Origin of the sequence: Candidatus Arthromitus sp. SFB-mouse-Japan (assembly GCF_000270205.1) — a bacterium.
In the GTDB taxonomy this organism is placed as follows: Bacteria; Bacillota; Clostridia; order Clostridiales; family Clostridiaceae; genus Dwaynesavagella.
Genome location: NC_015913.1, coordinates 216,509 through 238,231, shown reverse-complemented (window position 1 = coordinate 238,231; position 21,723 = coordinate 216,509). Strand labels below are relative to the sequence as shown.

Annotated in this window: 15 protein-coding genes and 1 other RNA gene; 1 reads left to right on the top strand and 15 read right to left on the bottom strand. The window is 28.4% G+C overall.

Going from position 1 to position 21,723, the window contains the following annotated elements; all coding sequences use genetic code 11:
- Positions 1-68 precede the first annotated feature (68 nt).
- Positions 69-788 (top strand): hypothetical protein, encoded by a 720-nt coding sequence (locus tag SFBM_RS01155; RefSeq protein WP_005807330.1) that lies wholly within the window; start codon positions 69-71, stop codon positions 786-788.
- Between the two features lie 239 nt (positions 789-1,027).
- On the opposite strand, the gene SFBM_RS01150 is transcribed toward SFBM_RS01155, so the two are convergent.
- From SFBM_RS01150 to secG, 15 genes are all read right to left on the bottom strand, one after another.
- A complete protein-coding gene (locus tag SFBM_RS01150; RefSeq protein ID WP_005807332.1) occupies positions 1,028-1,312 on the bottom strand; it encodes an ArsR/SmtB family transcription factor in 285 nt (94 codons plus the stop codon).
- A gap of 204 nt (positions 1,313-1,516) precedes the next feature.
- A complete protein-coding gene (locus tag SFBM_RS01145) occupies positions 1,517-2,854 on the bottom strand; it encodes an MATE family efflux transporter (protein ID WP_005807334.1) in 1,338 nt (445 codons plus the stop codon).
- Positions 2,855-2,866: 12 nt separating this feature from the next.
- Positions 2,867-3,538 carry an N-acetylmuramoyl-L-alanine amidase family protein gene (locus tag SFBM_RS01140; protein ID WP_014017821.1) on the bottom strand — a complete coding sequence of 224 codons (672 nt, stop codon included), beginning with the start codon at positions 3,536-3,538 and terminating at the stop codon, positions 2,867-2,869.
- Positions 3,539-3,642: 104 nt separating this feature from the next.
- Positions 3,643-4,776: a mannitol-1-phosphate 5-dehydrogenase gene (locus SFBM_RS01135; protein WP_005807338.1), complete on the bottom strand. Its 1,134-nt coding sequence runs from the start codon at positions 4,774-4,776 to the stop codon at positions 3,643-3,645.
- Positions 4,777-4,779: 3 nt separating this feature from the next.
- Positions 4,780-6,879: a BglG family transcription antiterminator gene (locus tag SFBM_RS01130; RefSeq protein ID WP_005807340.1), complete on the bottom strand. Its 2,100-nt coding sequence runs from the start codon at positions 6,877-6,879 to the stop codon at positions 4,780-4,782.
- Positions 6,880-6,888: 9 nt separating this feature from the next.
- Positions 6,889-8,733 carry a PTS mannitol transporter subunit IICBA gene (locus SFBM_RS01125; RefSeq protein WP_005807342.1) on the bottom strand — a complete coding sequence of 615 codons (1,845 nt, stop codon included), beginning with the start codon at positions 8,731-8,733 and terminating at the stop codon, positions 6,889-6,891.
- 148 nt (positions 8,734-8,881) lie between these two features.
- On the bottom strand, positions 8,882-9,610 hold the full coding sequence (locus SFBM_RS01120; protein ID WP_005807344.1) for a DUF4097 family beta strand repeat-containing protein: 729 nt from the start codon (positions 9,608-9,610) through the stop codon (positions 8,882-8,884).
- A 69-nt stretch (positions 9,611-9,679) separates the two neighbouring features.
- Positions 9,680-10,168, bottom strand: a complete 489-nt coding sequence (locus tag SFBM_RS01115) for a hypothetical protein (protein ID WP_005807346.1) — start codon at positions 10,166-10,168, stop codon at positions 9,680-9,682.
- Positions 10,169-10,196: 28 nt separating this feature from the next.
- Complete coding sequence (locus SFBM_RS01110; RefSeq protein ID WP_005807347.1) at positions 10,197-10,724, bottom strand: dihydrofolate reductase family protein; 528 nt, start codon at positions 10,722-10,724, stop codon at positions 10,197-10,199.
- 114 nt (positions 10,725-10,838) lie between these two features.
- On the bottom strand, positions 10,839-12,302 hold the full coding sequence (locus tag SFBM_RS01105) for an amino acid permease (RefSeq protein WP_007440680.1): 1,464 nt from the start codon (positions 12,300-12,302) through the stop codon (positions 10,839-10,841).
- Positions 12,303-12,418: 116 nt separating this feature from the next.
- The gene (locus SFBM_RS01100; RefSeq protein WP_014017820.1) at positions 12,419-18,175 is read right to left on the bottom strand and encodes a DUF4214 domain-containing protein; all 5,757 of its coding nucleotides are present in this window, start codon (positions 18,173-18,175) and stop codon (positions 12,419-12,421) included.
- Positions 18,176-18,453: 278 nt separating this feature from the next.
- Positions 18,454-18,813, bottom strand: a transfer-messenger RNA (tmRNA) gene (gene ssrA / locus SFBM_RS07850).
- Positions 18,814-18,868: 55 nt separating this feature from the next.
- On the bottom strand, positions 18,869-19,330 hold the full coding sequence (smpB, locus tag SFBM_RS01095; protein WP_007441189.1) for an SsrA-binding protein SmpB: 462 nt from the start codon (positions 19,328-19,330) through the stop codon (positions 18,869-18,871).
- Positions 19,331-19,335: 5 nt separating this feature from the next.
- Positions 19,336-21,414 (bottom strand): ribonuclease R, encoded by a 2,079-nt coding sequence (gene rnr, locus SFBM_RS01090; protein WP_014017819.1) that lies wholly within the window; start codon positions 21,412-21,414, stop codon positions 19,336-19,338.
- Between the two features lie 64 nt (positions 21,415-21,478).
- Positions 21,479-21,709, bottom strand: coding sequence for a preprotein translocase subunit SecG (secG, locus tag SFBM_RS01085; protein ID WP_005807356.1), 231 nt, complete (start codon positions 21,707-21,709; stop codon positions 21,479-21,481).
- Positions 21,710-21,723: the final 14 nt, after the last annotated feature.

The following is a 21,723-nucleotide window of genomic DNA, read 5'->3' as shown; positions in this document are numbered from 1 at the left end:
AGAACATTTAAAACTTCCATAAGGAAGTTTGATAAAAATATTATATATACACTTTAGGAGGACTAAAAATGTCTTATTGTTGCAATACTGCTCAAAATACAATTTCAAACTCTGTTAATATAAATGTAGAACCAGGAAGTAGCCAAAATAGTTGTACTGTTAGAGTTAACATTCCAATCAATCCATTTAAAAAATTATATATAACAGGAGAGGTTGTAAACAGCTGTACTGGATTATCTATACCTTATGCAAATCTTCAATTATTTGAAAAAAGCAATTGCGGATGTCAATATAAACTCATAGCTTATACAACTTCAAACTGCAGAGGAATGTATGAATTCAATCTATTCCTAAATAGAAATTCTGGTTGTAAAAAATATAAAATAGTCGCAAGCATGCCATGTCAAACTACTCAACCAGTAATGCCAATATCCTCTACACCTTATGTTTCAGGGGGATGTTCTCAAACGAGAAATTCATGCTGCTGTAACAATCCTGAGGATTCTTGTGCCTATACTAGTCAAAACAACTGTTGCGAATACACTGTTGAGTATTTAGGTAGTGAAACTTCATCATTTAACCAAAACAGAGTATATAATAACTGCAGTACTTGTAATACTACAAACACTGATGGATGCTGCAACACTGGATACTCTAACGTTCAAGAACTTCAAGATGGTTATCCAACTCAAAACTTTGGATATATACAAAATGTTTGTAACACTCAACCTCAAAGTGGAACTTGTTCAAACAACCAATGTTGTGGATCAAATTTTTGGAATGACTAAAAAACAGGAGACCATAAAGGTCTCCTTTATTTATTACGCAAACTTCATATGAATACACCATATATCTATTCATTCATATCAAGTATACCTAAATTATTATAAAAAAATAAAGCATGCGTATTCTTAAAAATAATCCTACATGCTTAATTAATCATCAACTATAAATAAACTTCTAAAACTCCTATATATCATAAATATCTTACCTCTATTTGTAAGCTATAACTTAACAATAGCGAATTTTAATATCCATAATTTTCCTTTAATACCTGTATTAATTTTCCTAAATTTTGGTCATTTATCGAGTATGTAATCGCAAGTCCTGATTTATTAGAAACTAATATTTTATGCGCCTTTAAAGTTGATAAATGCTGAGATAATGCCGATTGGGTTACATGATTTAGTTTACTATGAAGTTCACTTACTGTCATTGGTCTTTCTAGAAGATAACAAACTATATTGAGTCTATTTTCATTAGATAAGACCCTTAAAATTTCTGCTACTTCTTTAATATTTGCGATAATCATAAAGCTATTATTCCTCTTTCATTTTCCTAAATTTTGTAACTTATCATATTAATAATATAATATAAGATGTATGTTTGTAAATGAATATATATTCATAATACTAATTTATTCCTTTAATTTAATACTTTATACAATAATTTTACATAATTAGTTAACAATATTTAAATTGTTTAAACATTTAGTTCATGTAAAAGGAGCTCATATTTATAATATAAGCTCCTTTTTGTTTTCAATATTTGTTCTTTTTATAATTAACAAACATACAATACATCCTAAAAATTCTGAAAATGGATATACAAACCAAACTCCATTTATTTTTAATATAGGAATCAAAATTAAAAACCCTAGTATTATGAAAAGTATTCCTGAGCATAATGAAATTAATATAGATTTTTGCGATTGATTTATAGACTGGAAAAAATAAATAGTTACAATATTAAATGCCATAAAGATGCATCCTATAAAATAAATCTTCATCCCATAAATTGTTATAGATAGAAGTTCAAAATCATTATTTATAAATAAAGATGAGATATTTTCCGAAAACATAAGTGCAATTAAAAAAGACGATACTCCTATAAAAATAGATGTTATAAAGCCATATCTAAATACTGTTTTAGTTCTCTTAATTGAATTATGTCCATAATTCATACTCACTATAGGTTGTATACTTTGCGCTATACCTGAAAATATACAAATTATAACATATGATACATTTAATATTATCCCATAAGATGCAACATATATATTACCTCCCAATCTTACAAGTATATTATTAAATATAAATATACTAATTCCTCTGCTCATCTCTAAAAGAAATGTTCCAAATCCATTATTTAAAATTCTAGATAATAACCTAAAATCAAATCTAACCTTACACAATTTTATATTACTATTCTTTTTAAAAAAATAAGTACTCAATATCAATATATTCACAATGGGGGAAATTACAGTCGCTATAACAGCTCCTTTAATACCCAAATTCCACTCAAAAATAAATATATAATCTAAAACTACATTCGTAATATTTGCAACTACTGTTGCAGTCATAACAAGCTTTGGTGCACCATCATTTCTTATAAAACATCCAAGTACTCCCGATATTAAAAATGCCCAAGTAAATCCTACAAGTATTCTAAAATAATCCCTAAATAAATAACTAATATCAGGTGTAGCTCCCAAAACTTTACCTATTTGATCAGTAAATACAACACCTAAAACAGATATGATAATTCCTATCATAATTGTAAATAGGAATGCAATAGTAAATATTTTGTTACTGTCTTTTCCACCACTTGCCTTATTCAAAGAAAGTATATTTGATCCACCTATTCCTATACATAAATTGATCGATGTAAATAAAGTAAAAAGAGGTACTGTAACATTAAGAGCAGTAAGACCATCTCTACCAACCCCTATTCCCACAAACATAGTATCAACAAATATATAAAGAGAGATTGCCAAAGAGGAAAGAATTCCTGGTATCAAATATCTAATAAATATTTTTTTTAAATCGTCATTTAAAAGATCCATCCTTTTCATAATATGACCTCACTATTGAATTTTATTGAAATAATCCAAAATTCCGGATACTATACAACCAACTATAATATCTTGTCCACTTACTGAAATTAAATATTCCTCATCACTTTCATTAGTTATAAATCCAAGTTCAAGTAATACTCCCACATATTTTGTTCTATTTAAAATAGCAAGCCTTCTATCCTTAGTTGTTTTAACTCCTCTATCTGTTGTATACTCTATAGAAGATAGTTCATCCTGTATACACTCACCAAGAAGATAACTTTTATTATCTAATGATCTGGTATAGGTTTCAACTCCCCTAGCACTTTCGTACTCACTCCCATTTAAATGTATGGATAAAAATACATCTGGCTTCAAATTATTTATAATTTTAATCCTACTATTTAAATCATAAAACTCGCTATCTCCCAAAGAAACATCCTCCTCTCTAGTGTAATAAATATCAAATCCATTTTCCTCAAGCTTTTGACCAAGCTTTAATGAAATATTAAGCGTTACATCCTTCTCAAGTGTATTACTATATCCTATAGATCCAGTATCAACACCACCATGTCCTGCATCGATAACTATTATTCTCTTTGATATAACCTGCCCTAATTTCCCTCTATTAAAATATTTAAAGATGAATATGAAACCCAAAATTATAATAATAAATGATGCTATTAAGATCCCCTTTTTCATATGCCCCTCACCAAAAATTACAATAACAGAATAATAATACTATAAATATCTAATTAAAGGCAAAATAAAATAGGAGTTATTAAATAACTCCTATTTACTAATAATTATATATTGTCATAATGTTTTACAATTTTATCTACTATAGCCTCATCATCAATTTTACAAATATAAACTATAGCATCCCTTATACCTTTTTCATCTATTATAGATTTCATCTTTAGACTATTCTCATCTTTATCTGTTATAAATTTAAGAGCATATGCAACTCCCAAACATAGTGCATTTATATCTTTTCCATAACTACTTGATGTTAATATAGGTTTTATAAATCTATCATTTCTTGATAATTTTCTCATAGGCTCTCTACCAACCCTCAAGACAGAATCAACTAAATATGGATTCTTAAACCTATTAATTATTTTATTTATATATTTCATATGCTCTTCTCTATCAAAAGAGTATTTTGATATAAGACCTTCTCCACTCTCAACCATAGCATCACAAACATTTTTATAAATATATGGATCATTTATACTCTCAAAAATCGTTTCATATCCCTTATTAAATCCAAGATAAGCAGTCATTGAATGAGCTGTATTTAACGTAAATAATTTTCTCTCTATATACGAATGTAAATTACATACTTTATTCATGCCATTTATATCTAAATCACCCAATATTTTATCTTTCTCAACATTCCATTCAAAGAATTCTTCAACATTTACATCTATAGAATCTATATCGCATGGAGGAACAATCCTATCAACGGAACAGTTTGGAAAGCCTACTAAATTTTCTATTTGGATCTTTTGATCTTCACTTAAATATTTTAAAATCTCATTTTTTAAGACATCTGTTGCGTTTACAGAATTCTCACAAGCAATTATATTTAAATATGATCTATTTCCATCCTCAATTCTTTTTATTATACCTTTTGATATAATCTCAGATATTCTTGGAAGAATCGATACACCAACTGCGGTTGTTATTATATTTGAATTAGATATTTCATTTATGAGATTCTCGTCATAAGAATACATACCCCGTATATTTTCTACTATCTCCTCACTCTTTACATTATCTGTAATTACAACTCTATACCGTTTATTTTCATTTATTTTATCTATTATATCTTTATTTACATCAACAAATAAAACATCATATAAAGACTTACTTAAAAGATATCCAATAAATCCCCTTCCTATATTTCCTGCACCAAATTGTATTGCCCTTTTCATATTTTACCTCTCCTTTATGATACCATTTTCAAATTTCTCTATAATTCCCTTTAATTCTTCCACATAATAAATTGATAATATATTTCTTATATACTCTCTAATAATCAATATATCCTGTTTTTTTAAAATATCTATAAAAGTGTCATCTTTTACTAAATTTGAAGTTAACTCCCCTATAACTTTCCTTAAAACTTTCGTATTTAACTCTTCTGGTATAATAAAATAAAAAATAATATTTAAATTTCCATTATAAATTGGTATATCTTTACTTAATATATAACTCCCTATATATATATCCTTTGAAAATTTGCTTATTGTATGAAGAATTATTATCCCTAATTCCTTTACATAAGAACTCGATATCATCTCTTTTCTTAATATTTCATGAAATATTTCATCCCTATTATAAGAAAGAGTTTTATACACAAAATCTCTGATTACATTTTGTATTGATCCATATGTATCAATTTTATTTACCTTAAAGTTTTCTTCTATAAACTTAATCATATTTCCTAAATAATTTATCACATCTATATCTAATGACTTATTCTTATTTTCTACATTCTTAATAGCTTTGGACTTTAATTTAAATATTTCTTTTATCTTATCATTTATAATTAATATATCACTTATACTTAAATCAACACCAACTTTTATATAGTTCATATTATCTTTTATATCACTTGTTGAAATAATAAAATCTATATTTTCATCATATGAATTCCTAAGTTCATCAAAAGAATCAATCGTATTTACAATAACAACATTTGGAAATTCCTTTGTTATTTTATTATATAAAAAGGAGGTAACCCCCCTCTCTCCCTCTGAATATATTAAAACTCTATATTTAAATTTTAATTGGAGCTTTCTTTCGTAAGCTGCAACTATGTGCATCGTTATATATCCAACTTCACTATCTGGAACCTCTCTCGATATTACATTTTCTAAAACCAAACATGCTTTCTTTGTCGCATCAAATATTTCCTTATACTCTGTTTTCATCATCCCTAAAAATGAATTTCTAATGTTCATATTCATAAATAATCTATTTATAGCAGGTCCAAGATGAAGGCTTAAATTTTTTATAAGATCTCTTGAATCTATAAGAGATATTCCAAGTATCTTTTGAACCTCACATATAATATCTCCTGAAATCTTAATCCTATCTAAACGATCAAAATTAAAATCATCACTATACTCATAATTATCACCGCATATATTATTTGCCTTAAGATGCATTGATATGTAACATATATCCCCATCTTTAACTTCAATTTCAAATTTTTCATCCAATTTATTCAATATCATCTTTGAAATATTAAACTCTATATCCTTTTTAAACTCATTTATCTTAGATAATGGAAATTCACAATTATAAGAATCTTTCATCCTATGAAGCGTTACAATAAGATGAACCATAAGAGATGAATACGCTTTATGCGATAACTTTATATTAAATAATAAAAAAGTCTCTTCTACCACTTGATTTATAATTTTAAGATGTTCCTCAAGCAATCCACCAAAATCATCATATAAATTCAAAGAATAATTTTGGAAAATTAAATACAAATTCCTTCCTGAAAACTTTTCATAAAACAAATAAGAAGAAAGCTCTCTTAATTTATCTTCACTTCCCTCTATATATATCCCTAAACCTTTTTTAGTTAAAAGTTTTAAATCAAACTTAGTTAAAATTTTACTTTTTATGTAATCCAAATCCTTTGAAAAAGTAGAATAAGATATCTTAAACTTATTTAAAAATAAAGTACTCTTAGTTTCTGAATGTAAAATATTCTCAAGTATACATATAACTCTATCATTTTTTGAATATTTAGTTAAAGGATATTCTAAGCTCATCTCTTCTCTCAATTTATTTATCTTTTCATACTCACCATCTAAAAATATCCCAACCCCACTTTTTTTAACAAATAATATCTCCCTCTCATCAAAAAATTCTTCAATAAGATGGAGTTCCCTCATAATAGTTCGAGAACTCACATTTAACTCATTTGATATATCTTTTATTCTTTTGGGATTTTTAAAATTATCAATAAGTATTAAAATTATTTGTTTTTGTCTAAAAGTTAACTTTAATTTACTCATATACAGTTATTACTCTCTTAAAATTATATCTAATATTTCTTTTTTGCTATTACTCTCTTTAAGTCTTTTTAAATTTTCCTCATCTCCAATAATCTCAGCGAGATTTGAAAGTATTTTTATATGATCATCTCCAACTCCAGCAATACCAACAATTAAATAAGCCATATCTTCTCCAAAACAAACCCCATCTCTAAGTTGAATAAATGTTATACCGCTCTTTATAATACTACTTTTAACATCATTCTCTCCATGCGGAATCGCAACCCCCATACCAATATAAGTTGATACTAAAGATTCACGTCTAAGCATTCCATCTATATAATCTTCTTTAACATAGCCATTTTTAAATAAAAGTTTTCCTGCCATTTCAATAGCTTCTTCCTTAGTCTTAACTGAAGCATTTAAAATAATATTATTCTCATTGAAAATATCCTGAGTATTTTTATGATTTCCCTTATTTGATGGACTATCACTATCATTTTTTCTCCCATTCTCCAAAATATTTTTAAATAAATTCTCAATATTTGGATCATTTAAAAAGTTTTGTATTCCTATAACCTGTAAATTTTTATTTGCATTTAAAACTCTATCTTTGAGATTATCATGCGTTACAACAACTTGAGCATCACTTGGTATACTATCTACAGAAGAATAAGAAACTTCTATATTAATACCTTCTTTTTTAAGTCTATTTCTAAACTTTGATGCTCCCATAGCACTAGAACCCATTCCAGCATCACAAGAAAACACTATTTTATTTATATTTGAAAAATCAATTACCACACTTGAAGAATTATTTTTTAGATCTTTTACACCAGATTTTGCCTTATTTAAATCATCTTCTGAAGTTCTCTTTATAAAAAATCCACTAACTAAAAATGAAACTACAGTTGATACCATTATCCCTAGTAATATTTTAAAAGCATCACCCTTAGCTGCTAAAAATAGTATCGAAAATATACTTCCAGGAGAAGGCGTAGCCACAAGTCCAACTGAAAATATAGAAAATATTAAAACCCCACTAACTCCTCCAAGTATAACACTAAGTATTAGCATAGGATTCATTAAAATATAAGGAAAATATATTTCATGAATTCCTCCGAAAAAATGTATAATAGCAGCACCAGTTGCTGACTGTTTCACCATGCCCTTACTAAATACAAAATATGCAAGTATAACACCAAGTCCTGGTCCTGGATTTGATTCTAATAAAAATAATATAGATTTTCCAACTTCCTGAACCTGATTAATACCTATAGGCCCTAATACTCCATGATTAATTGCATTATTTAAAAATAAAACCTTTGCAGGTTCAATAAATATAGACACAAGAGGAAGTAATCCCTTTTCAATTATTGTAAAAACTCCAACAGATAAAAATCCTGTCAATATTGTTATAATAGGTCCTATAAAGATAAGTGATACTATAGCTAATATTAATCCCAAAATTCCTATAGAAAAATTATTTACAAGCATTTCAAATCCTGAAGGAATTTTATCTTCCACATAATTGTCAAATTTTTTAATTACAAATCCACTTATAGGCCCTACAACCATAGCACCGATAAACATTGGTATATCTGATCCAACTATAACTCCACTTGTTGCAATCGCTCCAATAACTCCACCTCGTGTACCTCCGACAGCTCGACCACCAGTATAACCAATCAAAAGAGGTAACAAATACTTAAGCATTGGGTCAACTAAACTTCCAAAAGTTTCATTCGGAATCCATCCTGATGGAATAAAAAATGCAGTTATAAGACCCCAAGCAATAAATGCTCCAATATTTGGCATCACCATACCGCTTAAAAACTTCCCAAATCTTTGCACTTTGCTTTTAAAATTACCCATTTTATTTCTCCTTTTAATATCTCATAATTCATTATAATTATTATAATGAATTATGTTAAACGGTTTCAATTAAAACAAGTTTCATAAATGTCATCAATAATGATGACATTTATATAATAAAAAATAGTGCAAAATGCACTATTTAAAATCAATAATTCACTTTTAACTTCTTCTTACCATTATCTACATTAACTTTTAAATCACCTATCTTATAATTCTCATCTGCATTTGCGTATATAAAATCTCCATTAGAAACATTTACATGAACTCTTTCAGTGTGTACATCAACAAAATCACCATTACCATTTTTAATATCAAGATCAATTGAATCTCCACATACATGCGATAAATACACATCGCCATTAGATTTAGAAAGGTTTATGCTCTTTACCCTACTTGAATCAAGTCTTAAAGCACCATTCCCACACTCAATCTTCAATTCATGTGAAGTTATATCGTATATCTCAATATCCCCATTATTGACTGATATTTCAATATCATTTAGCATTTTATTTATAGGTACTTTTATTAAAACACGTCCACAATTTCCTATTTCCTTAAAATTTTCTTTATTATTTCTTATAATCTTTATAGTTTTTTGATCATGAGATATATCATAAAAAAACTCATCAACTAAATAACTAGTCTGTATAAAAATATCCTTTATATTCTCATCTCCCAATATCTTTACATCAGTATCTAGTATATCTATCAATATATTTCTTCCTTCTGGCTCACATATGTTATATTCTTGTGTAGTTACCTTCTTTGATTTATAAAAATTGCTTTTCTCTCCTTTTAATACCTTAAATATTATATCCCTAAATATAAAACATAAGATTAAAACGAGAAGTATTATTATATAAATAGTAGACACAAATCAACCCCTCCTTACTTAATACTATTTTAACATATAAAAAAACCTATTGAAATATTTCAATAGGTTTTATAAAAGTTTTTCATAACAACGAAAAAAATATTTCATATTCTCTTTATGTATATCGCCAACAAATCTATAGTTAAATTTTTCAACCGCTCTTATTGTATCCGTATTTAATTCATATATACATCCTCTTACATAATTTAACCTATATTTTCTTGATATATCTTCTGCAAGAAATATAAGTTCTTCTTCAATACCTCTATCCTTATAATTTTTATTAATGGTTATGCTATGAAAAGAAGTACCTGTTATATTTTTACTCCATTTTATATGAGATGAATTTAATATCTCATTGCTACTTATAAATATAAAACCTCCAATATCTGTTCCAATACCCCTTACATAAATATATCCATTTTCTATTCCATCTCTAAAAGTATCCTCTCCTAGATAGTCCAATTTATCATATCCATGTTCTTCCATATCTTCCATTGATTCATTAAAAACATAAACTATTTTATGTAAATCTTGAATGGTTGCTCTCCTTAACACTTAGACAAGCTTCCTTTCTAAAAATATTTTAACATTTACTATACCTTAATATCAAAATCCCATCATCAACTAAATATTTAATCAATTTTAGTTTGATCAAGATATCACTTTCCTGAACAAAGAGTCTCCTACCTTTACCAAGTATAACAGGTATAATTCCTATAATATACTCATCAATTATATTTCTAGATATAAATTGAGTAAGCGTTACTCCCCCACCAAACAAAAATATATTTTTACCATCCTTCTTTAACTCTTCAAGTATTATTGATACTATATCTCCATTTATAAAATGAATATTATCATAATTCTCAAGTTTTTTCGAAGTAGCTACAAATATCTTTTTACCCTCAAAATCTTTATGAAATCCTAGATCATAACAATCTCTTCCCATCAAAACAACATCTACATCATTTAAAAATTCTTCATATCTCCATTTATCATCAGTATCTAAAGAATTATCACCTTGACCCTTTATCCAATCATACTCTCCATTTTCTTTAGCAATATATCCATCAAGGCTCATAGCTAAATTAAGTACAATTTTTCTGCCCATACTTATCTCCTAATATATAAATTTATTAATTTCCTGATTGACCTCATTTAATACAACAATTTTAAATTATTTTTATAAAAACATAAATAAAGCTATAGAAAATTTCCATAGCTTTTAATTCTTATCTATATTTAACTTATTCTTAGAATGTCTTCCCCAACATATAAGAGCAAACCATATAAACACAATAAGCCCTAAAACTTTATAAGCACATATAATTATAGGATTTCCTTCTCCTTCTGGTATAATTCCATTTATAGCATCAAAAATTAACGCTGGCTCAGGGAATATAGACATAAATATCACAAATATTAATATAAGAAATAAAAGTATTCCCATAAAAATTCCGAATCCTCTATTCCCCATTTTAAAATCTCTTTCAATATTATTCTTTTTAAGCCTAAGAACAATATAAGCTATAAGCAAAAAAAGTATTGGAATGAGATAAGTCGCAGCTGTCATATTTATAACGGTTTCAAGAAAACTTTCCAAAGATCCAATGCCAATCCCTGGTATCAACAATAAAACTGTTACTATAATGGCTTGAGCCTTTAGTGCATTATATGGAGTTCCAAACTCATCAGTCTTAGCAACCCAAGTCCCAAATACTCCTTTAGGTATTTCAGAAAATAGAGCTTTAACAGGTACAGATGTCCATATAACAAGCGATCCAAGATTTGAGAGTAGAAGTATTAAACCTATAAATCTATTCATCAACATATTAGGTATTCCAAAATAACCACCTAATATAGAAAAAACATTAAATATTCCGTTTGAATAATTATTTTCTAAAACTTCCCTAGGTACCACGAGTCCTATAGCAACACACGCTAAAGTATACATAATACCAACTAAAATAACAGCTGTTATTATAGTTTTTATAAAAGACTTTATTCCTCCTTTTGTATCTTTAACATAAACTCCTGTGCTTTCAGATCCTCCGAGTGATTGAAGTATCCATGCCATAACCATAAAAAACGTCCAATCAAATTTTGGGGTTAAAGTTTCAACCGTAAACTCTTGTGCTGGAGGATTTTTCATAAAAAACACAAATACAAAAGCTAATATTATAAATAAAATTCCCATTAATATTTTAGCTATACCTGCAATATTTGTAACCTTAGATAAAACTTTTACCCCCTTTATTGAAACATAAGTTCCAATCCAAAAAAGTATAACACTTGCCAAAGCTAAAATAAAAGTACTGCTTTTCCCATCAAACAGATTTCTCCCAAAAAGAGTATAGGATGCATATATTAAAGTGTTTGGAATAAGGGATGTAAAATAAAATAAATTTGCAAAGAAATAAGACCAAGCACCCAAAAACGCCCACTTATCTCCTAAAGAAGTTTTTATCCAGCTATATATGCCCGATTCACTATCTTTATTTATGGATATAAATTCAGCTACTATAAATGTAATCGGAATAAAATAAACTACAGTTGAGAATAAATATCCGGATATGTTGGCTAGTCCTATCTGTATACTATTATTTATTATATTTGGAAAATTAAAGATTGCAGAGAATGTCATAAGAAGTAATGCAATTTTAGATATTTGTTTTCTATTGTTCACCATAAATTAAACTCTCCTTTTATGTTCAACCAATCACATTATAATATAAAATCCATCGTTTAAAAAGGGTAATTTATATATGTAAAAAAGTGGTAAGGAAATCCTCACCACTTTTATTTTTACGCAACCACTCCAGCTGCATCTTGATCTTGTTGTCTCCAGAATATTCCAACCTTATCACAAAGCTTTCCAAACTCTGGTTCGTGAACCATTCTATCAACCAAAACTTCTTGGGCAAGCTTTTTGTTGCCTTGAGCATTTTGAAGATTTTCATTGTATATTCCTATCCAGAATTCAAGTCCTCCCTGATCATATTCCCTATTAACAACTATTTGATATAATGCTGCTATAAGATCATTATCTGCTAAGTTTCTATTTGTAAACTCATCTTCAGCGAACATCAAATTCTTTAAGAAGTACTCGCCATTTAATGTTTTTGGTTTCATTCTATGTGCATACCAATAATTATATCCTTCCTCATCTGGAAATCTCTCAAATGCAAACCAGTATGCATTACTTAACCAATCTTGAGCTAAATCTTCTGGTTGTGTTGTAAACTCAGGAATTATAATTTTGTGAGTTGAGCCATTTTCTAATGGAATTTCCAATTCAATGTTTGTATAAACCTTCTTAGGTATTGTTGGAGCTATTGTAAATCCTGTTCCATCTTCATTAAATGTAGCTGTGAAACCTTGATAAACCTCATCACCCATACTTAATGAAATAGTTCCTGATGTATCTACTGGAAGTTCTGCTGGTATTACAAATTCAGCTGCAGTTCCTTGAATATCCATAGGTATTTCTTCAATTATTGTTTCTTCCCCAAATCCTGCTTGTGTTTCAAAAGTTACCTCAAATGGATCTATTTGAAGTCCTTCTTTGGTTATTTGAACTTTTGCTATATATGATGCCCCACCTTCTAATCCTGTTAAATCCCCTGAAGTTGTTCCTGATCCAGTTGATGTTAAGGATGCTGAATCTGGATAATTTGTTTCATCTGATTTTCTTACAAAAACCTCTGTTTTATCAGCATCTCCAAATGTTATATTAGTTGGATATTTCCAATTAATTTTTGCTCCTTCTGATGTTATTGATGCTTCATCAACTGATGCTGATAAATACGATGCTTTAAATGTTTTCATATACAATAGTCCTCCGAGATCATAACAAACGGCAACATCATAATCTTTTGATGGATCTTCAATTTTTATGCTCGCATCACCTACAGAGTTAATTTTCTCTCCTAAATACTCTGTATTAGATAACTGCTTTAATAAATTTATATCTTCTGGCATAGGTGTTCCATCAGATTCTTTATGAGCTATTATTAATTTATCTGTCATACTGTAATCAGAATCTTCAAAGAAATCTATTGCATTTTTACCATAATTCCATGATATAAGTGCCTCATTGTATTTTAATTGTTCAAGTTTTATATCAGTAAGTGAAAGTCCTGTTGTAGTTAGCTCAAATTGTACTGGCTCGACATAACCATCTTCTAAGTCTAATACAATTGCTATATCATATTTTGCTTCTGGTAGTAGATAACTTAATTCAATTAAAGTCATATCAGCTATATTAGCAGTATCTGTTTGAACTCCCTCAAATACCAAATTATTTTCATCTATTAAATCGCCATCAGAAAATTCATCCATAGCGTATATTAAAAGTTTATCCCCACTAACAAATTCATAATTATCTGGTGGAGTAATACTTATTAATGCTCTTGTTTCATTAACTTCAGTTGCTTCCGCTTTAATTGGGTTTATCTTATTATTAAACTCTAGTTCTTTTTCATAAGTTCTCTCTCCGACCTTATATTCTAGTTTCATTTTCTGATCAACTCCAAGAGAGTGAGCTAATACATAATCACCAAAAGTATTATTTATACTCTTGCCTGCAGCATTTTCTTCATACCTAAGACTATATTCTGGTTCATCTGGATACGCATCTTCAGTTGCAGGTTTTACAAATATCTTTAATGTATCTGCTGGATTAAATACCATATTTTCAGGTTCTACTGTCCAGTTAACTAGTATATCGTATTCCTGATAACTATCCATCTCAAATGACTTTATCTCAAATGATTTTGTTGATATATCAACTTCTTTTTCTATAAAATAGCTATCCTCCCCTGTTCCCATAGTAAATTTAATTTTAGATTTATATCTCCTCTCTGGTGTTAATCCCGATACATCAACTGCTGTAACCTCATTCATATCATATTTGCCTTCTTCTGGATTCTGACTTGATGCATGAGTTAATGTTAATAGTGGATCACTATAATCTGTGCTAATTCCACTATCTCTTGTTTCTGAATTTCCTCCTTCTTCACTAAGCTCTTTAACAAAAATCTCTATCTTGTCTCCTTCTTGAAGTTCATACTCTGGTGGATATTCCCAACCAAATGTTGCAGAAGTTTGATTTGATACATAAACTGTAGCTTTAAGTTCATCAACCTGTGTTTTAAGTTTTACTTCTGCCTCTGAAGTCTTAGTCTCTCCTGCTCTTTCACCCTCTCTTGATCCACTTTCAGTCATAGTATATCTAACTTTTAGAGTATAATCTTTATTAACTCCTAAATTCTTTAAATCTAGAGATTTAAAGGTTCTAAGATCCCCTGTCTTATTTACATGTTGTGTATGCTGTGGTTCACTTGAAAGTACTACAATATTTTCATCTCCACTTCTAGTACTAGCACCTTGAGTCATGGTATAAATTTTCGTAAAGTTTGATAAATCATCACTTCTTGATGTCTTAGTATTTTCTTTTATAAATATCTCAACCTTATCACTATTACTAAAACTCTTATCACTAGGTGAAAAACTCCAATTTATTGTACCTGTTTTGGTCTTAACATTTGACGTATTTAATCCTACAATTTGTAAATCAGTTGTTGCTTTAAAGCTAGTTGAAGTACTATAAACTTCTTGCCCATCATTTAAGAATTTAAGTGTAACATCGTAGGTTGCATTTGCTTCAAGATCCGTTAAAGTGTTTTCTTTTGTCGTAACTGCTATTTCTTCATTATTTGGAAGAGACGAATTTCTTGTTGATTCTTCTTTCTTTGTTACAGTTAATTTAACTTTATCATTTGTTCTATTATTTTCCTTATATCCATCTGGATAAGTCCATTTAACTTTTGCAGTCCAATTATTATTTGCAGTTTTAATATCAGTAACATCAATATTAAGTTCTGCATCTACTTGAACTAAAACATACTTATTAATCTTTTTACCTTTGATTGTGTATTCAACTTTAGCGTTATAAAGAGTATTAAATCTTGGAACTTCTATTGTTGCTTCTTTCGAAGTTGATGGGGTTAAATTCAAATCCTGTATAGGTGTTTCTGGATACTCTGAGCTAGTACTCTCTTTTAAGAATACTTCTAGTTTATCATCTTCTCCAAACTCAACTTCACCTTGAGTTTCCCACTTAAGTTTTACCTTTGATATATCATCTGTCTGATTTTCTGAATTTAATGATGTAATGCTAAAAGCTTCTGTTTTAAAATTAAAGTAAGCTGTACTTCCTGCATAACTAGCCCCATTAAAATTTTCTGGAAACTGTACTAAATGCTGAATTCTAGCTCTATAACATTGATCTGGTTCAAGATTTTCTAACATATATTCTTGAGGATCTCTACTATAATTCCAATTTTGACCATAAACATATTCAAAAATTTTATCTGGATCATAAAAAGCAGTGCTAGTATCGTTTAAAGAATTTACTTTCCTTAAATGTACTTTTACTAAATGCCCATTTTCTGGCTGATATGGAGTAAATTCATTATTTTCATCGCCTGTATCTACTTGCCAAACAATCTTAGCTGAAGTCTGTTTTTGATCAATAATATTTATAGTAACTGGTCCTGGTCTAGAATTAATAGTTCTCCTATTATATCCATCTTCACCTTCTGTACCAGATGGCTTGTTTGTTATTATTTGCTTACCACCTATCGTATAAATCAGGTCAACATGATAGTTTTTTTCCCAACTAGGCATTTTAATAGTTGCTCTCTTAACACTATTTAAATTCTGCGTAGCCGAAAATACTGGGTTAGAATAGGACGAATCAACTGAATTTATGGTATTTGGATACCCTGAAAAAGCACCACTACCATTTGGTTTTATAAAGATTTCAACTTTATCACCTTCATTGAATTGCATATTAGTTGGCTCAAAATCCCAAGTTATATTAACCTCTCTATTCCTAGGCCATGCCTCCTTATAATAAGCATCCCTATACTGACAATTTTCAACTTCAATAAAATTAGTAAGTGCAAAAGGAAGTGTTGTAAAATCTACAAAGGTATTTGTTATTGCCCTTTGGTTATATAAAACAATTTTCGCCTCATAATTAGTTCCTGGAGCCATTCCAGTTACAACAGTTGAGCTAGTATTTGAAAAATTAACACCATTATTTCCATGAGCTAAAGTTAATTTTGGTATTGATGAAAAAGTATCACTACTTGCCTTATCTCTTAAAAATATCTCAACCCTATCTCCAGATGCTGGTATATATCCGCTTGGATAACTCCAAGTTATTTTAACAGATGTTTCTTTTATCTCTGATGCTGATGAATTTATAGGATAATATATAAATGACTGACCAAATGATTTTTCTCCATTTGTAAATTCAATAAAATAAGCTTTTCCTTTTTCCAAAACTTTATCATTATTAAGATTAATATTATTTGTACTAAGAGAATTTATACTGCTTTGTTCAGCAATTTTAGTTTTACCTAAATTATCATTAAGCTCATAAATAACTACTTTATTATTTCCCCCAGTAGTTGAAAAAACATCTCTCATAGACTTATTAAGCTTTATTTTTACTCCTCTAGCCTCATCATTGATAAGTGTTAAACTTTCACAATTAATTTTACTAGCATCTAATTTAGTTTTTTCATAAAATCCTAAATAGTCTTCTCTAACTGCACTACCACCTTCTTTAAGAAAACATCTTGTACCAAGAGTAATTGGAATATCCTGAAATTTAAATATCTTTTTATTATTACTCTCTCTTTCTGAGGTTGATCCTAAATTAGAACCAGCATAATAAATATAAAGCGAAGCATCAGATGCCACATTATAATATACAGAAACATCAATATCATAATTTCCATTATCTCTTCTAGTAATAGATTTTATCTTAGAATTCATTTGTCTAGCCGCATTATTACTATCTGCAGTATATTCACTTAAAAAAATTCGGTTAAATTCTGTACCAGACTCTCTCAATCTAGCTCTTACAACATATGCTTTAAGATTAGTTAATTTTGATTTAGCACCAGTTAGTACAATATCACTCTTGCATTCCTTAATTGTCTTTGTGACTTCTGGAATAACTACAGTGCCATTGCTTGCTAAAATATCAATAATTACACCATCTGTTTCTAAAAATTTATTTGCCCAATTTGTTAAACCAGTAATCTTTAAATTATTCCCATCTGCCTTAACTACAGGTACAAAATATTCCATTTCATAATCTTCATAGTAAAATGTAGAAATTAATTTTTTTACTGAATTATTAGTATTCAATGTAATATTAAGCTCATATTGTGCTTTTTCAAAAAGAACATCTGTTGTCCAGATCTTCTTTGCTTTATCATGTGCCTTAATATTTAAATTACTTTCTCCTTTTTTCAAAACAATACTTTCAATAGAGTCTCCTTCTGATAAACTTTTTGTAAAATCAAATGCAATTTTGTTATCAACAATTTTAAAATCATAATCGATAGATACAATGGCATTTATTGTAGAAGCTTTTGCCTCTTTTGACTTAATACCAAAATTTAAAACTAAAAATTCAAATATAAACATAAAACATAAAAAGAATGCAAGACTTCTAAATTTTCTAAACGTTTTCCCCAATTTTTCGTTCCTCCTTTTTTAGATAATTAACCAACATTAAAATACTCTATATAAAAAATTCCCCCCTAAACTTAAAATCAGAATTAGTTCCATTTTAGTCCATGAAACATAACATTTTAGTTATGTATAAGAAAATTAATTTAAATTCTTAATAAACAATTATTATTATTGATTTTTTTATTTATTTTATTCACTATTAGTTAATATTTATAAAACTTCATTAATCTAATTTAAAAAATAAAAAAGAGCGTTAATTATTTAAAATTAACGCTCATACTTGGTGGAGGCGAGGGGAATTGAACCCCTGTCCGAAAGTAGTCATATTTAAACTTCTCCGAGTGCAGTTTATGTTTTAAATTCCCCTATATAACTTCCATAAACAAAATTTATATAAAGTAGCTTCATAAATCCCGTTCCTTAATCAAAGCTTTTTAAGGCTCGTTTCCCTACTTAAATTTTACACCTACATCTACGCCGTAGGACTCGCAAACTAGATGAAGCTAGCTATTAATTAAGCAGCTTGTAAAGAATAATTTTTGTCGTTTACTTTTTTTAGTAAATTTTTTAAGAGAATCCACTAAAACTCTACTCGCTATTTAAATACTCCAGTACCCCCGTCGAAACCAAAATACGCCCCCTTAAAAAAATTATCCTTAACAAGTATACCACCTTAAAAATATTTTTTCAATTATACTACCTATATTTCTCCTTCATAGCTCTATCAATATCTCTTCTATGTTCTCGCTCAAGCATAGAATCCCTCTTATCATAATTTTTCTTACCCTTACAAAGTCCCAAATTTACTTTTATAACTCCATTTTTAACATAAAGAGAAATAGGTATAAGAGAATATCCTTCCTGATTATTTTTTATAAAAAGCTCCGAAAGCTCCTTTTTATGAAGTAATAACTTTCTATCACGAAGCGGATCTCTATTAAATATATTACCCTTCTCATAGGGACTTATATGCATATTTATTATATATAACTCTCCATTTTTAAAAACTCCATAGCTATCTTTTAAATTAACCCCACCAGATCTTATAGATTTAACCTCAGTACCAACCAAAACAATTCCAGCCTCATAATTCTCCTCAACGAAATAATCATGAAAAGCCTTCCTATTTTTAGATATTACATTTGATTTTTTACTCACGATTTTCACCTACTTAACCCAAAATAAATTTCATTGTTCTCCAAAATAACATTTAAAACCTTTACTTGAACCTTCATACCAATCTTAAACACATTTTTATTCTCTCTTCCAATTAAAGAAATACTCTCCTCATCAAAATAATAATCATCATCCTCCATATCATTAATATGAACAAGCCCCCTTACAGTGTTTGGAAGATCAACAAAAAATCCAAAACTCGTCAATGATGATATTATTCCAGCATACTCTTCACCAATCTTATCTTTCATAAATTCAGCTTTTTTAATATCATATAGTTCTCTTTCACATTCCTCTGCTTCCATCTCTCTTAATGATGAATTCTCACAACAAATAGAGACCTCTTCAGATAAATTTTTAAATAATCTCTCCCCTATACCACCTTTTAAAGATAATTTTATAATCCTATGAGCAACTAAATCAGGATACCTTCGAATAGGTGATGTAAAATGACAATAATATTTAGTCGAAAGTCCAAAATGACCAATACAGTCTTTTAAATATCTTGCCTTTGACATACTCCTTAAAATAAATTTACTTAAAAACATCTCCTCATCTTTACCCTTAAAATGCATAAGCACCTTTTGTATTTGATTTGAATACACCTTATCATTAATCCTAAAATTATAATCTAAATTATGAAGTATATCCCTTAAATTCATAATTTTCTCCATATCAGGTTCCTCATGTATCCTATACGGAAATGGATAATTTAAAAAAAACATATGCTCTGCAATAGTCTCATTACATAAAAGCATAAATTCTTCTATTATATTGTGAGAAAATTTACGCATAAAAGCACTTATATCTAAAACATCTCCATCTTCATTTAAAGATATCTTGCATTCTGGAAAATCAAAATTAATAGCTCCCCTACGCTCTCTCCTACTATTTAATATCTCTGCTAAATCCTTCATATTAAAAATCATCTCGTATATATCAGAAAATTCATTTGTATTGTCATCTATTATATCCTGAACATTGTCATAAGTTAATCTATATTTAGTTCTTATTACACTCTCAAATATATCATAACGAGTTACTTCACCAGACTTATTTATAACCATCTCACAACTTAAAGTAAGTTTATCCGTTCCAGAATTTAAAGAACATAAATCATTTGATAACTCTTTGGGAAGCATTGGCACAACCTTATCTATTAAATAAACAGAAGTTCCTCTCTTTAAAGCCTCCTTATCAAGCTCACTTCTATATCTTACATAATGACTAACATCTGCTATATGTACAGAAAGTATATACTCCTCCCCTTGTCTTTTAACATAAACCGCATCATCTAAATCTTTAGCATCACTTCCATCAATAGTAACAATAGGTAAATCTCTTAAATCTCTCCTAGAACTTAATTCATCCTCAATAACCTCCATATGAAAACGTTTGAGTTCATTTAAAACTCCCTTAGGAAAATCTTCTTTTAAATTGTACTTCTTCATAAGAACACGCATATTAATATCTTTTCTGTCCTTATTCCCAAGTATATCACTAACTATTCCCTCAGGCTTTTTACCCTCGCTTGGATACTTTGTTATCTTAACAGAAACAATATCCCCACTTTTAGCACCCATTTTATATTTCTTTGGTATATAAATATCATAGTTTATATTATAATTTCTTGGAATAACAAATCCAAAAAATTTTGAGTCCTGATACTCTCCGATTATCTCTTTATTATAATGCTCAATTACATAAATAACCTCTCCAACTTTCCTTATACTAGTGCACTTATCCTCTATAAGCCTAACAATTACAGTGTCTCTATCCATACATCCATTTAATGAAGTTCTAGGTATAAAAATATCGTTTTCCTCTTCAAGTAATAAGAATCCAAATCCTTTTCTAGTACCCTCATAAACTCCAAAATAAATATCTTCCTTCTTACTTTTTACAAATCTCCCATCTTTATCTTTAAATATAACTCCATCATTTTTAAGCTTATCTAAACTCTTATTAAATAGTTTTATATTAGAACTCTTAAGTTTCTTTAACATTTCTTTATAATTTAATTTCAAATCATCTATATAAATACACTTTAATATTTTTTCAATCATAATTTCCTCCATAAACAAAAAAACTTTATTTAAATTCGAAAATCTAAATAAAGTCCTAAAAATTCTATAATAGAATATTAATCAAAATCGTATTTAAAGCAAATAATATCGCTAGTAAATACGTTATTTTAACAAGTTTCGCTTCCCTTGTTTTAGATTTATTTTTATTAAAGAATGTTTCTTGAGATCCTGTCATAAATCCCTTAAGTCCATCAGCTTTACTAGGTTGCATCAACACAATAATCAAAATACCAATTACAAGTATAAACTGAATTGTATAAAGAAAAGTTTGCATCTCAAAATTCCTCC